The sequence below is a fragment of the Pantoea sp. MBD-2R genome (genome assembly GCF_039134845.1).
Lineage (GTDB): Bacteria > Pseudomonadota > Gammaproteobacteria > Enterobacterales > Enterobacteriaceae > Erwinia.
Map to the genome: position 1 here is coordinate 1805908 of NZ_CP152417.1, position 14134 is coordinate 1820041.

General features: G+C 52.0%; 13 protein-coding genes and 2 pseudogenes. 7 read left to right on the forward strand and 8 right to left on the reverse strand.

The genetic code is table 11. The features are described 5' to 3' along the window. Window positions 1–2 precede the first annotated feature (2 nt). From AAGQ96_RS08440 to AAGQ96_RS08455, 4 genes are all read right to left on the reverse strand, one after another. The gene (locus AAGQ96_RS08440; RefSeq protein WP_342755260.1) at window positions 3–2951 is read right to left on the reverse strand and encodes a hypothetical protein; all 2949 of its coding nucleotides are present in this window, start codon (window positions 2949–2951) and stop codon (window positions 3–5) included. Window positions 2952–3237: 286 nt separating this feature from the next. After that, entirely contained in the window at window positions 3238–4227 is a 990-nt protein-coding gene (locus AAGQ96_RS08445) for an aldo/keto reductase (RefSeq protein ID WP_342755261.1), read from the reverse strand. 31 nt (window positions 4228–4258) lie between these two features. After that, window positions 4259–5110, reverse strand: a complete 852-nt coding sequence (locus AAGQ96_RS08450) for an aldo/keto reductase (protein WP_342755262.1) — start codon at window positions 5108–5110, stop codon at window positions 4259–4261. Window positions 5111–5484: 374 nt separating this feature from the next. Further along, on the reverse strand, window positions 5485–6381 hold the full coding sequence (locus AAGQ96_RS08455) for an alpha/beta hydrolase (protein ID WP_342755263.1): 897 nt from the start codon (window positions 6379–6381) through the stop codon (window positions 5485–5487). Between the two features lie 91 nt (window positions 6382–6472). Here AAGQ96_RS08455 and AAGQ96_RS08460 point away from each other — a divergent pair, with 91 nt between their 5' ends. Further along, the gene (locus tag AAGQ96_RS08460; RefSeq protein WP_342755264.1) at window positions 6473–7057 is read left to right on the forward strand and encodes an ABATE domain-containing protein; all 585 of its coding nucleotides are present in this window, start codon (window positions 6473–6475) and stop codon (window positions 7055–7057) included. 35 nt (window positions 7058–7092) lie between these two features. Here the strand turns inward: AAGQ96_RS08460 and AAGQ96_RS08465 are convergent. Beyond that, window positions 7093–7167: pseudogene (locus AAGQ96_RS08465) on the reverse strand (hypothetical protein); the annotation flags it as partial. Window positions 7168–7266: 99 nt separating this feature from the next. Between AAGQ96_RS08465 and AAGQ96_RS08470 the strand changes: the two are divergent. Both AAGQ96_RS08470 and AAGQ96_RS08475 read left to right on the forward strand, forming a co-directional pair. Continuing rightward, window positions 7267–7884: a dTMP kinase gene (locus tag AAGQ96_RS08470; RefSeq protein ID WP_342755536.1), complete on the forward strand. Its 618-nt coding sequence runs from the start codon at window positions 7267–7269 to the stop codon at window positions 7882–7884. Between the two features lie 253 nt (window positions 7885–8137). Next, the gene (locus AAGQ96_RS08475) at window positions 8138–8620 is read left to right on the forward strand and encodes a glutathione peroxidase (RefSeq protein ID WP_147197136.1); all 483 of its coding nucleotides are present in this window, start codon (window positions 8138–8140) and stop codon (window positions 8618–8620) included. A 55-nt stretch (window positions 8621–8675) separates the two neighbouring features. Here the strand turns inward: AAGQ96_RS08475 and AAGQ96_RS08480 are convergent. Both AAGQ96_RS08480 and AAGQ96_RS08485 read right to left on the reverse strand, forming a co-directional pair. Further along, a pseudogene (locus AAGQ96_RS08480) lies at window positions 8676–8825 on the reverse strand (GNAT family N-acetyltransferase); the annotation flags it as partial. Between the two features lie 208 nt (window positions 8826–9033). Beyond that, window positions 9034–9576, reverse strand: a complete 543-nt coding sequence (locus AAGQ96_RS08485; RefSeq protein WP_342755265.1) for an SDR family NAD(P)-dependent oxidoreductase — start codon at window positions 9574–9576, stop codon at window positions 9034–9036. A gap of 296 nt (window positions 9577–9872) precedes the next feature. On the opposite strand from AAGQ96_RS08485, the gene AAGQ96_RS08490 reads away from it, so the two are divergent. Both AAGQ96_RS08490 and AAGQ96_RS08495 read left to right on the forward strand, forming a co-directional pair. Beyond that, on the forward strand, window positions 9873–10211 hold the full coding sequence (locus AAGQ96_RS08490) for a helix-turn-helix domain-containing protein (RefSeq protein ID WP_342755266.1): 339 nt from the start codon (window positions 9873–9875) through the stop codon (window positions 10209–10211). A 190-nt stretch (window positions 10212–10401) separates the two neighbouring features. Then, window positions 10402–10998 (forward strand): DUF1349 domain-containing protein, encoded by a 597-nt coding sequence (locus AAGQ96_RS08495; RefSeq protein WP_342755267.1) that lies wholly within the window; start codon window positions 10402–10404, stop codon window positions 10996–10998. Window positions 10999–11281: 283 nt separating this feature from the next. Here the strand turns inward: AAGQ96_RS08495 and AAGQ96_RS08500 are convergent, their stop codons facing one another. Next, window positions 11282–11830 carry a TetR/AcrR family transcriptional regulator gene (locus AAGQ96_RS08500; protein ID WP_342755268.1) on the reverse strand — a complete coding sequence of 183 codons (549 nt, stop codon included), beginning with the start codon at window positions 11828–11830 and terminating at the stop codon, window positions 11282–11284. Between the two features lie 133 nt (window positions 11831–11963). On the opposite strand from AAGQ96_RS08500, the gene AAGQ96_RS08505 reads away from it, so the two are divergent. Continuing rightward, complete coding sequence (locus tag AAGQ96_RS08505) at window positions 11964–13055, forward strand: alkene reductase (protein ID WP_342755269.1); 1092 nt, start codon at window positions 11964–11966, stop codon at window positions 13053–13055. Between the two features lie 74 nt (window positions 13056–13129). Continuing rightward, window positions 13130–13912 (forward strand): SDR family oxidoreductase, encoded by a 783-nt coding sequence (locus AAGQ96_RS08510; protein WP_342755270.1) that lies wholly within the window; start codon window positions 13130–13132, stop codon window positions 13910–13912. The last annotated feature ends 222 nt before the right edge of the window (window positions 13913–14134 follow it).

Below are 14134 nucleotides of genomic sequence, written 5' to 3' on the forward strand. Positions count from 1 at the left end.
CCTTAAATCGTCAGGGGAAAGGCAGGTAATGCGGCATCGCTTTGCAGCCATACCAGCGTCGTCGGCAGCGTAAAATCCCAGCCGTTTTGCGCTTTCGGCTCGACCGCTTGTGCGCCGTAGAGATCGTCGGTGCGCTTACGGATCTCATTAACGATGGATTTATATTCGGGATCGTCAAGCGTCGGCGGCTCGCCGCCCAGCCACAGTTTACTTTCCAGCGGGATCCCCGGCTGGCTGTTTTTTTGCAGGAAAAAGAGTACCGCCGCGCTGTACTCTAAAGGAACCGGCACGATAACGCGCGCAGCGCCAGCTTGCAGAAAGCTGGCGAAAAGCGCATCGCTGTCGGTCAGATTACTGACCCCGACCCAGTTTTTTTTGCGTCCCCAAAAATAGGGATAATAGAGCCAGGTCAGCTGTGGCCAGTCAAACGCCTGTTCAAAAAACTGGATATAACGGCCCTCTTTTAAGGCTTCCAGCGGCTTCATTTCCGGCAAATCTTTCGGCTGATCCTCAGGGCTGGTCATGGCGTCAAACTGATTAAAATGCTGGCCGGTCATCATCGTAATGCAGAGCTTTTTCAGTTCGCATTTCTCAATTTCCAGATTAGCGGCCGGGTTGCGCCCTTCGATAATGACCGCATCTGCCGCTGCCTGAGCCTGGGTGATTTTTTGATCGTAAGCGGTTTTCAATGCCTGCCAGGCGGTATAAATCGCGGCGAAAGAAGTGGACTGCCACTTTTGATATTTTTCAGGCGTGCGGATGCAGTTTGCCGCCACGTTCACGGCATAGGCATTCACATCGTAGCCTGCCACACTCAGCGGCACGATGCCTGTCGGGGCCAGCGCTTCTCCGCTGAGCGTCATGTAATCAAGCGGATTCATCCCTCTCTCAATGTGGCTGGCGTGGTAAGTGTGGGTATTATTTAAAACATGCCAGCCCCATTCGCCAAATTGCAGAATAAACTGCGGATAATTATGCCAGGTCACGGCGGCAGTGACGGTAAACATCTGGAGCTGATAGCCATCGGCGATCACCAGATCCTTCACCGATTTAGAAACGGTTGCGCCGTCCTGAATACCGCTCTGATCGATGGAGGTGCCAACGTAGGTCCAGGCGGGAGGCGGGGGTTCAACGGTGGCGTTGTAGCGACTGGCGAAAATCTGGTAATTGTTTTCGGTAATATCTTCCGCTGTCAGTTCATGCCCGTTGAGATCGAGAAAAGGCACCGGTGGCGTCAGTCCGGCAACCTCGACAGCCTGCTTACGCTGCGAGGCGCGGTAGTAGGCTGCCGGCTCCGGCAGAATAAACTCCAGCATCAGCCGCCGGCCGTAATTATAAATCTGCGCGTGATACTGCTTATCCACCCAGCGGTAAACGCCGATAATGTGTTGGTCACCGTCCTTATTATCAATACCGTGTTTGTTAGTCTCTTCCACTTCATGAAAGGTTTTATCGGTGCGCTCGGTTTTGATTTTCTTTTCTATTTTGCTGATTGACCGGTCGATGACCTCATGGGCGAAAGTACTGCTGTTTTTTGTCGACTCCTCGCTGGCGGTCTTATAGGCGAAATCGCCCTGAGCGGTAATTTTCACTGGCCCATAGCCGCCCGTTACCGTTACCCCGGCGCTGACGCTCATCTCTTCTTTGACGGTCTTTTCAGCCTCTTTTTTCAGCTCAAAACGGTCGGTAGACTGCGTGTCACGTTCCACGCTTTGGTTATCTTCCGTGGAGCTGAACAGAATCGTTTCGGTGCGATCAAGCATGCGATGAGTACGTTCGCGAAACTCACCTTTCAACACGTTTTCAATGTGTGCGACTTCGCCAGGCTGATAGGCGATCAGCTGCTGTTTTACGACCAGAAGATCGCCAATGCCCAGCGGCGTGAGTTTACCGGACATATCAACATCTGCCGCCGATTCTGCCTGACCCGCAAAAATTACCGGGGAATCGGCGGGGATCAGTTTGCCGATTTCGGTTAGCTGGTATTCCTGAACTAGCGTTTTAAGCGACGCGCTGGCAGGAAGCAGTGCCAGCTGACGATTTAGTTTTTGCAGATGATTTTTTAAGACGGTATGGGCCTGTGGCAGGCTGCTGCTGTCATTCAACGTCAGTTGTTTCATCAACGAGCGTGCCTGAACAGGCGTTTGCAGGCCCATGACTTCACCAAAGCGTACCTGATTAGAAAGCATCAGCCGCTGACTGCCGTTAGTCACTTCGCTGCTGGTCTGACGTACCGGCAACCGGCTACCGCTGTCGCCCTCGGTGAGCGAAAGCAGGCGCTGGGTGGTGGCATATTCCTCAAACAGCGGACGCAGTCTGGCTTGTTCCGCGCTGGCCTGCTGTTCAGCCGCCAGCTTTCGCTCTTCCGCTGCATGATGATTTGTTGTCTCCGATGCAGGCGTAAAAGCACTTAAGCCTGGCGGGATGAGCGGACTTGCCTGTAATGCCGCACGCGCTGAAGCGACGTCCGGCAGCTTGTCCTGCTGACGCAGACGCAAATAGTGCAGCAGACGCAGAGCATCCATGGCTATCGGCAGACGTTTACCCGCATCCGGGCCACTCATCCAGGCGGCATAAAGCAGATCGAAGGCGTTAGCCGACTGTTCTTCGATATCCTTATCGGGCTTGTCGTCGGTAGTTGGCGGTGCGTCAGTGTCGCCTTCCTGCGGGGGTAGCGGTTCCTCTGCCGGACGAGCGCGGTAGGCTGCCAGCATTTCATCGCGCCGATCGCTTAAGGGTTGTAGCGCCTTGATGTCTCCAGCCTGATAAAACGCTAATGCCTGAGCGGGCGTTGCCAGTTTGCGCGCCAGCCCATTCAGCGTGCGCTCACCAAAAGATGTGTTAAGCCGGGTATCGTGAATAAAGTGCAGATCGGTTTGCGCGTCGGTAATCAGGTCGGCAGGCCTGACCGCCACGAATTTGAAAACGTCTGTAATGACAGGGTCGGTCATACCGATACCTCACAGAAAAAAGGGAAGGTGTCCCTGGCTCTGCGGCCGCGATTTAAGGCTAGCAGGGGGAAACGTCTTTGCCTGCGGTGCGCTTAACAATCATTACATAACGTTATTATTACGATTTGCAAAACAGGCGAGGGGCGTGGTCATGGACAGAAGGCAGGTTTGTTTCGGGTGAGAAAAGATATTTTGCAGGCGGGCGGTAACGACGTCTGAAACGCGAAGTCAGCTTGTGCAACGCCTCCTGAAAATGGCCTGCGGCTGCCCGCAAGCCAGAAAGGTCTTAACGCCCAACGCGGGCCTGTAATGACGCCGGATAACGGTCGCCAACAATTTTCACCGTTTCGAGCGCCTGGCTGATTTTGCGCAAGTCATCGGCGGCAAGCGTGATATTTGCCGCATGCAGGTTCTCCTCCAGACGATGCAGTTTAGTGGTGCCAGGAATAGGCACAATCCACGGTTTCTTCGCCAGCAGCCAGGCCAGGGCAATTTGCGCCGGCGTTACGCCTCTCTCAGCGGCGAGATCGGTCAGCAGCGCCACCAGTTTTTCGTTGGCTTCAATCGCTTCAGCGGCAAAACGCGGGACTTTACTGCGGAAATCATCTTCGCCGAAAATCGTGCCCGCGTTGATCGCGCCGGTCAGAAAACCTTTGCCCAGCGGACTGAAAGGAACAAACCCGATCCCCAGCTCTTCCAGCATCGGCATGATTTCCTGCTCAGGCTCGCGCCACCAAAGGGAGTATTCGCTTTGCAGCGCGGCGACAGGCTGTACCGCATGCGCGCGGCGGACGGTTTGTGCACCTGCTTCAGACAGGCCAAAGTGTTTAACCTTACCTTCGGCAATCAGATCTTTTACCACGCCGGCCACGTCTTCAATGGGCACCTCAGGATCGACACGGTGCTGATAAAGCAGATCGATAACCTCGGTTTTGAGACGACGCAGTGAGCCTTCCACCGCTGCACGAATATGCTCCGGTCGGCTGTTCAGGATCTGCTGCTTGTTATCGTCACCAAAGGTAAAGCCAAATTTGGTGGCAATCACCACCCGGTCGCGGAAGGGTCTTAAGGCTTCGCCGACAACGTCTTCATTCAGATAGGGGCCATACACCTCGGCCGTATCGAAAAATGTCACGCCGCGTTCAACCGCAGCACGAATTAATTCTACGGCCTGACGGGTATCCGTCGCCGGCCCGTAGCCGTGGCTCAGCCCCATACAGCCCAGACCTATTGCTGAGACTTCAAGGCCGGAATGACCGAGATAGCGTTTTTGCATTGCTAAGTTCCTCGCGGTTTAGGTTAAAGGATCAGACATCCAGCTTGCGGCCGGTCAGCCACTCCACTATCGCGGGATGGCGATGAGAGAAGAAGGCGCTGGTCGCCGTGTCCAGCGCGGTGATGCGCGTTAACTCTTCACTGCTAAGTTCAAAGTCCATAATGTTGATGTTCTCTTCCATACGCGCTTTACGGACTGTTTTCGCCAGCGACACAATGCCGCGCTGATAAATCCAGCGCAGGACAACCTGACCGATGCTTTTGCCATGCTTTTCACCGATGCTGGCTAATAGCGGATGCTGGAACAGACCGTTTTTACCTTCTGCAAACGGTGCCCAGGCTTCCGGCTGAATGCCACGGCTCTGCATCCACGGCACGGCATGCAGCTGCTGGTTAAATGGGTTTACTTCGATCTGGTTTACGGCGGGGACGATACGATTAAAGGCCATCAGGTCAGCCAGCCTGTCCGGCTGGAAATTGCTGACGCCAATCGCCCGAATTTTTCCCGCCTGATGCAGCTCTTCCATCGCACGCCAGGCACCGTGAACATCGCCATAGGGCTGGTGGATCAGATAGAGATCGACATGATCCAGCTGCAAGCGGTTCAGTGAACGCTCAAACTGCGCTTTCGCGCCTTCGTAGCTGGCGTCCTGCAACCAGAGTTTGGTCGTGATAAACAGATCTTTACGCGCCACGCCGCTCTGTTTAAGCGCATTTCCCACCTGCGTTTCGTTCTGATAAGAGGCCGCGGTATCAATTAAGCGATAGCCGGTTTCAATCGCGTCAATCACCGCGCGTTCGCATTCGCTGGCATCCGTCATCTGGAAGACGCCGAAGCCCAGCAGGGGCATGTCAATACCGTTGTTCAGTTTTGTCGTTTGCATAACGTTATCCTTCAGCTGTCGTCCAGAAAAAGCATAACGTAAAGTGATTTATTCGATTAGATGCGGTAATCAGCTAGAGCTTATTAAAATTATTCATTAATGTGCTGGTATCTGACGGGCAACGTTGTGCCAGAAGCGGGCATCACAAACGTCATGCCGGGATCATCATTGAGGGGGAGGCCCCCCCTTTAGTTCGGTTCCAAATTTTACCGGGAAAAGAACCACCGGATATCAGTCATCAAGTCATGCATTTTCTGCCGCTCAGTTGACTAACTGCGGTCTAAAGGCATTCCCGGAAGATTTTGCAGGCAAGGACGCTTTGCCAGATCGGTCGCGCTAAGCCAGATCCCTGGCAACATTCATAAGCGTCTTCTTTACTGAATATTCTTATCCAGAAACGCATGGATAGCAGGAATAATTTCCTTGCCGTGGGTTTCCAGCGCGAAGTGTCCGGTGTCGTAGAAGCGAACGTCCGCATTGGGAAGATCGCGTTTCCAGGCCTCTGCGCCAGCTGGAAGGAAAAACGGATCGTTTTTTCCCCAAACCGCCAGCAGAGGGGGTTGAACCTCGCGGAAGTACTTCTGGAAGTCAGGATACATTGCCACATTCGAGGCGTAATCCAGCAGCAGATCGAGTTGAATATCCGCATTGCCCGGTCGCGATATTTGCACTCCTTCCAAAGTGTATCCATCTGGCGAAACGGAACTCTTATCGGCAACGCCCTCAAGGTATTGCCACTTAATCGAGGCCGGTGTCGGAAAGTCATGCAGGGCATGCCGGTTCTGCTGCGTGGGTTCGTGCCAGTACTTCCGGATAGGTGCCCAGCTCTCGCCCAGTCCTTCCTCATAAGCGTTGCCGTTCTGGGAAATGATGGCGGTCACACGTTGCGGATGTGCAAAAGCAAGACGCCAGCCCACCGGAGCGCCGTAGTCGTGAACCATAAGCGCGTAGGTAGTCAGCTTAAGCTGTTCGGTGAACAGTCCGATGGTTTTCGCCAGCTGGTTGAAAGTATAGGCGTACTCATCTCGTGCCGGCGCTTCGGTAAAGCCGAACGCCGGCAGATCTGGCGCGATGACGTGATAGCGATCGGCAAGTGCGGGGATTAGGTCGCGGAACATGAAGGATGAGGCCGCAAAGCCGTGAAGCAGCATTATCGTGGGCGCTTTTGGATTACCGGCTTCGCGGTAGAAAATCTTAACGTTATCAACCTGTTCGTAGCGGTAGTGAACCGGATTTACTGCCGCGGCGGCAATTGAATGAGAAACGGTCATGATTATCACCTGTAACCATTAAAGTTTGAATTTGAAGGTTACATGTATTTTTGGTAACCTGCCAGAAAAAATTTATGGGTTACATAGCAGCATGAATTCAGACAGCACTTTTTCCGACGCCCCGTTTCTGGCTGATAACCTGGCCCTTGATTTCATTAACAGCGAATATGGCGTGGACGATAAACGTCATGATTGTTTTATTGATGATCAAAGCGTTGCCGACTGGCTGAGTAGGGCCGAAGTGTTGCCCGACATCAATGGCCAACAGCTACCGGATGGACTGCTTACCGAGGCGCGTGAACTTCGCGACACGGCAAGGAATATTGTGCACGCCGCCATAAGCGGTGCTCCGGCAGAACTGGCCGTAATTAATCGGGTGCTTGAGGTGGGATGCCCAATCAGGAAGCTGGAATGGCACGACGACGTGCAGCACTTCCGGATCGCCGTTTATCAAAATACCAGAAGCCCGTCCGGCCTTCTCTGGCCTATTGCCGATGCGCTGGTGAGTCTGATCACCAGCGAGAAATTCGAATTCGTTCGTCAGTGCGAGGCCCATGACTGTATTCTGCTGTTCCACGACCTGAGTAAATCTCACCGCCGACGCTGGTGCAGCATGGCAACCTGCGGCAATCGCATGAAAGTGGCGGCATTTCGCTCCAGAAAGAAAACTGATTAAGGCAGATTCGCCATGACTGCGCGGAAAGCCTGAGCGACCTTATGCGCATAATCGAGGTTTTTATCGCAAAGAGGGGCTGCCGGACTATACATCACGTTGCCCCAGCCTTGTCAGGCGCTGTTCCCCTGGACAACGTTTGCCTGACAGCGATGCAACATATTGGGAAAGGCCAGATGCAAGCTTTACAAAAACCGCCCGTTAATCGAAGAATGAGTCGTCAGCTGTTTGTTTCTCTGGATGGGCCGAAGGGCGCCGGTAAAACCACACTGTTGGAGGCCATGACGAAAGTATTGAGGGCTGACAATAAGAAGGTGATCCGACTTTGCGAGAAAAAAAGCGATCCCTTCAGAAGGGAAACAATGGCCCTCGTCAACAGGCTAGCCAGAAATCCCACTCTGGATTTGGAATGGGAGATTTGTAAACGTTTTGCTGATAGCCGTGCCTGGATTTCCCAGCAAGTGTTGCCTGAACAGCCACCGGACAGCATTATCTTGATGGATCGCTGGTATCCGTCGGATGCCGCGTTTCGCCGGATGGTTCCATTTGCAGAGATTTTACAGCTTAACATTGAACGAAACGTGCGAACGCCTGACCTGCATGTCGGGGTGGTTACTGCACCTGATATTTCATGGGCAAGAGCCGCGGCCCGCTCGCGGGGGCTGAACAGTACGGTGATGTATAAGCTGGAAGAACACGTTGCTTGTACCAGGGCATTTGAGCAAGAGATTGCAAATCACGAATGGGTTTTATGCCGTAATGAAGGAATGCTCGAAGACGCAACGATGCAGATAATTACTGAGATCTACAGATTACCTGGATGCCCGTAGGCATCGGTTTTGCCGCCGCATGCCGCCAGCAGGGGGGGCATCAACGAGGTTCGGCTATTTTTTGTCCGGCTTTTTAAATATATATTGCCTGCGTTTTAATCACGAAAAATATCCGCAGAAGGACTATGCTATGAAAACATTCTACCAGACCCGAGCCACGCCAACCGGCGTTGTCGCCCACGCCGTTTGTCTCTGTGGCTACGCGCGACGTGGCACTGTCGACGCCAAAATGGTTCTGCTCTGAGGATTCGACATGACCACCTTTCATCAACTCACTGCCACCAGTTTGCGTGGACAACCCATCTCTATGGCCGACTACGCTGGCAAGGTGGTTTTGGTGGTTAATACCGCCAGCCATTGTGGCTTCACGCCACAATACGCAGGTCTTGAAACACTTTACAGGAAGTACGCAAGCCAGGGGCTGGTGGTGCTTGGATTTCCCTGCAACCAGTTCGGTAAGCAGGAACCTGGCGGCCCCGACGACATCGCGCAGACCTGTCACATCAACTATGGTGTGAGCTTCCCGATGTTCGGGAAAGTGGAGGTCAACGGTGCCGCTACGCACCCGGTGTTTCGTTACCTGAAAGACGGGTTGCCCGGCGTGCTGGGTAAGCGGATCAAGTGGAACTTCACTAAGTTCCTGATTGGACGCGACGGCAAACCGCTCAGGCGTTTTGCACCGATCGCTACCCCAGAGAAAATGGAAGCGGCAATCCTTGCAGCACTGGAAACCTGAGTGCTGCGGTAATTCAAACCGTCCACTGTCAGAAAACCTCCGACAAACAAAACGATTATAATTTTTTTCTCATAAAGACGGTCGTTCCACCTTTGAAGGGTTCATATCTATCGATTTCATATCCTGCCGCCGAATATAATGCAATGTTCGCCCCGAACGCCGGGTTTGTCTGCAAGCGAATTTCCCCAGGCTTAGCTTGAGCTGCTCCGCAATTGTACTCAATTGTTATATGTCACTCCCTGTTCTCCTGATTAAAATCCTTGATCAGAATTGATCTGTGCCATTAATTCTTTTTCATCTACGGTCATCGTTGCAAGGAAGTCCGCGCGGGGAGGGATATATTTACACAGATAATATTTCATATCGATTCCTGATGGATTGAACAAAATGAGTGCAGACTGTAGTTTTCACTTTCAGGCGGTCTTCACACTTTTCAAAATGGCGCTTTCGAATTCTGCTTCATCAATACCCTTCTGCGTCGCTGCAGCAGCCTTTTTACGGTAAAGCTCGTAGTCAGAAATTTTATTGCCGTGCGCCAGCGCTGAATTATGGGCGAGGTCAGTTTTAAACCAGGTTGGCTCAACCATGCTCACACTGATATTGAACTGCTCCAGTTCAAAACGCAGCGACTTGAAGTAGCCCTGAACGGCATGTTTTGAAGCGGTGTAGTAGGCAAGGTTTGGTGGTCCGATCAAACCCACAATTGAGCTGACAGTTATTATTTTTCCATTCTTCTGAGCCCGAAAACGAGGGAGAAGCGCATTCGTTAATCTGACGGTTCCCCAGAAATTGGTTTCGAACTGCTGTCTGCCCATCTCAACAGGCGTCTCTTCTGCCACTCCTGTCACCATGTAACCTGCGTTATTCACGAGCACATCCAGCGTATCCACCCTGGTATAAAGTTCCCGTACAAAGGCGTTCACCGACTCATCACTGTCTGTATTGAGCTTTAGCAAGGTAAACGGAATGCCTGATGCATGTTTATCAGGTTCCCGTGATTAAAACGGTTTTATTCATACATCCCTTCCGCATCCGGACATATGCCGGAGTAATGTGAGTTTGTGGGAACACCGGTGCTCAAAACGCCCTGGATGATTTCGCAGGGATTTAGGCGTGCTTTTGTAAGAGCTACGTGGTGCACTGCTGCTTTGAAGTAAATACGAGCTCAAGTTAGTATCGTTTTATAGCCGGGAGTGTCGCTTTTCCTGGTGATGCATGGACAATTCTTATCCTGAGGGATGCAAACTCCGGTTTGACCCGTTTTGATCAGTTCCGTAAAAGTCTGGGAATTGCTCCTGCCATGCTGACAAAACGCCTCAATACGCTGACAGAAGAGAAGCTGCTTGAAAAAAGGCCCTATGCCAGTCGCCCGCTGCGCGAAGAGTATCTGCTTACACAAGCCGGGCGCGATTTTCTACCCGTACTGGTTATGATTGGCGCGTGGGGTCGTAAACATCGTAGTGAAGGAAATCTCCTGAGACTGCTTGATGCCGAAACGGGCAACGACATCAGGGCTATTGCTATCGACGCAAATACAGGCGCTGAAATAGGGACCCGACCGATGGACGTTTTGCTCCCTGAGACGGAATGATAAGTTAGCCCGCTTTCTGTCAGTTGCGCTCAATGAAGCGTACAGAATACCTTTTTTAAGATCGGCATCAGAAAAATGCGCCTGTATATTTAAACAAGGGGATGGATGTTGTTCATAATGTCCCTTACAACGGCAATGCATTGATGGTGGCTGAGATTGAGAGTCTAAATAACACGTTTAGGGAGATTAGATGAAAGTTATCAAATCATTCTCAGGCGATAAGGGCGTCTGGATCAACAAACCCACGGTTTCTACGGTAAAAGAAAACCAGTTAAGTTTAACCACAGAATTGAATACTGATTTCTGGCAACGAACTTACTATGGGTTTCAGCGCCATACAGGACACGCCTATGGCTATTACCTCGACGGTGATTTCTCACTGCAGGTGAGAATCAAGGCTGATTTTTGTGAGCTTTATGACCAGGCGGGCATATTAATTCTGGATGATGACGAGCACTGGGTTAAGGCAGGTATAGAATTTAACGACGGTCAGTCCTCAATCGGCTGTGTGGTCACACGTAAAATGTCCGACTGGTCAACAGGACTATTTCCAGGGAACCCAGGCACTTTCTGGATGCGGGCTACGCTTGAAAACGATGCGCTGAGAATACAATATTCGACTGATGGTAAAGCATGGCCGTTGCTCAGACTGTGCTACTGGCCGACAAATCAACGGCATTTCGTCGGAGTGATGGGTTGTACTCCTGAGCGAGAGGGTTTAGATATTGCCTTTGATGAATTCTCGATTGATTACCCTTCTGGTAAGGCGTTGCATGATTTGACATAAATCTTGCCTGCCGGGGCATCAAGCCGGATTCGTACCCGGCATAAAGATATTCAAGCCTTCAAACGACAAAGCTGGAAAAGAGAGATTTAGCTTCTGCGCGTAGCTGAGTTGGGGAGCCACCGCTTAGCTTAAAAATTTAATACTTCTGAGTCATATACGCTGCTCTGGTATTAGTGTCCGCTGTTCGCTCATTACGGCCAAAAAATTTGGACGCAGGCGGTTAGTACATGGGTGATAAATTCATACGCACTGCTCAGAAAATAATACCCGCAGCCCGGCAGATTCAGTCGGTATGAGCATTCTGATTGAGAAGCCGTGTACGGCACACATCCAGAATTTCATCAGCCAGTGCTGAGTTGTCAGGGCAGGCACGGGATAGCACCAGGGCGCCAACAAGATGCGCAATGTTATCAATCAGGTCAGCGCGCGTTACATTTTCATTTCCCAAAACTGCGAGCTGACGTTCAATCCCGGCCGCAAATTCCGCCTTTATTGACTCAGACTGACGGGCTGTATCGGTGCCGAGTGCCGACATCACACACCCCTTTCCCATATCATCGCGATGTGGTCGGGAAAGGTAGTATTCAATAAATTTTTCCCGATCAATACTCGCCGTGCTTTCTGCGGAGCGTGTGAAACCGCAGTTCATTGCCTCGACCATTAGATCAGCCTTGGAACCAAAGTGTTTGTAGAATCCGCCGTGGGTTAAGCCTGCGGCCGCCATCAATTCAGCCACGCCCACGCCATCGTAACCGCGCTCACGAAAAAGTTCTGAGGCCGTTGCAACAATGCGCATTCGGTTTTCCCGAACCTGCTCTTTCGACACTTTCATGTTTTTAAATCCTCTCGAAATCTATGGCTGATTATACATTGATTATGGTCATAATCAAACCAGTTGACTTTATAGATTATAGTCATCATCATTAAACCAGTGCCTTTAGTCATCACTTAACTGGAGATTAAACATGACGAACAGAGAACTATTTCAACCCTATGAACTTGGCTCACTAACACTGCCCAACCATATCGTTATGGCTCCGCTGACGCGCAACCGTGCTGGAGTAGGCTTGGTTCCGGGCGACCTGGCGGCGACCTACTACGCCCAGCGTGCATCAGCAGGATTGCTGATTACCGAAGCGACGCAGATCTCCGCACAGGCGCAGGGTTATCAGGATACGCCGGGGATCTACACGCAGGCTCAGATCGATGGCTGGCGCAAAGTAACTGACGCGGTGCATGCAAAAGGCGGTCGCATATTTGTACAGCTGTGGCACGTGGGGCGCATCTCGCATGTCGATTTACAGCCTGGCGGCGCTGCGCCGGTCTCACCGTCTGCCATCCGTGCTGAGACTAAAACCTTTGTAAACAACGGTTTTGCTGACGTCTCTGAGCCACGTGCGCTGGAATTGCATGAAATACCGGGGATTATCGACGATTTCAGAAAGGCATCGGCTAATGCCATCGCCGCCGGATTTGATGGCGTTGAGATCCACGGCGCGAATGGTTATCTGCTGGAACAGTTCCTCAAAGACGGTGCAAATCAGCGTACTGATCGATACGGCGGCTCTGTCGAGAATCGTGCACGTCTGCTGCTTGAAGTCACAGCGGCCGTAAAAGATGAGATCGGCGCAGAACGCACCGGCGTGCGCATTTCACCGGTTTCACCTGCTAATGCGATTTCATGCAGTGACCCGCAGCCACAATATGATTATCTCGCTGAACAACTCGATGCATTAGGCATTGTGTACCTCCATGTGGTTGAAGGTGCAACAGGCGGCCCGCGTGATATATCACCGTTCGATTACGACTCCCTGCGCCGGCGTTTTAAAAACACCTACATCGCTAACAATGGCTATGACCTGGAACTGGCCTCTGATCAGCTTGCGCAGGGCAAAGCCGATCTGTTCGCATTTGGTCGCCCGTTCATCTCTAACCCTGATCTGGTCGAAAGGCTGAAGACGGGCGCACCTCTGGCCTCAATCAATCCTGAAACACTTTATGGCGGTGGCGCAGCGGGATATACCGATTACCCGTCGCTTCCTGAGAACAGCAGGTAAAGCATCGGCGTCCCTGTTCTGCACACATCGCACATTGCGGATTCTGTTTACACTTTAATGAAGAAGAAAAAATTATGACTAAAGCTTCAGTTCTCATCACAGGTGCATCCACGGGTATTGGTGCTGTTTACGCGGAACGGTTTGCCCGCCGGGGCCACGACCTGGTGCTGGTCGCGCGCGACAAAGCGAAGTTAGAGACGCTGGCCGCGCGTCTGCGACAGGAAAATTCTGTTTCTGTCGACGTTCTGCCTGCCGACCTCACCCAAACGAGTGATTTAGCCGCGGTCGAAGCCCGTCTGCGTGAAGACACACGGATAGGCATCCTCATCAATAACGCGGGTATCGCGCAGTCCGGCAGTTTTACACAGCAGACGCCTGATTCCATAGAAAGCCTTATCGCGCTTAATGTCACCGCCCTGACGAGACTTGCCAGTGCCGTGGCACCACGGCTGGTAAAAGCCGGAGAAGGCGCGATCGTCAACGTCAGTTCCATCGTCGGACTCGCCCCGGAATTTGCCATGACGGTTTACGGTGCAACTAAAGCCTTTGTTCTTTTCCTGTCTCAGGGAATGAATGTTGAGCTGTCATCTAAGGGCGTTTATATCCAGGCGGTGCTTCCTGCCGGCACTTACACGGAAATCTGGGACCGGGCGGGTATCGACATCAGTAACTCGACAAAATTCATGGAAGTGGGCGAGTTAGTGGATGCCGCATTGGTCGGCTTTGATCGCCGTGAACTGGTCACTATCCCGCCTTTGCATAATGCAACCCGCTGGGACACCCTCGATGCTTCGCGTCAGGCTCTGCTTTCAGACATCAAACAGGATGAAGCCGCCGAGCGATATAAAGCACTTTAGTCCATGGGGTGCACTGTGCAGAACGGTCTTCCGGCTGTTCTGCACAGCGGTAAACTATCTGGGGCAGGGGCATGCGAAGGGCAAAGTGGTCGTTAAAATTTAGGCGTCATAATAAGTGAAATTAGAATCTCTTACAGAAAACCGTTACAAATGTGACGATAATATCCAGGCCATTCCGGTAGCTATGTTCATGCCACTCAGTGTCCGCGCGCGGGGTTTATC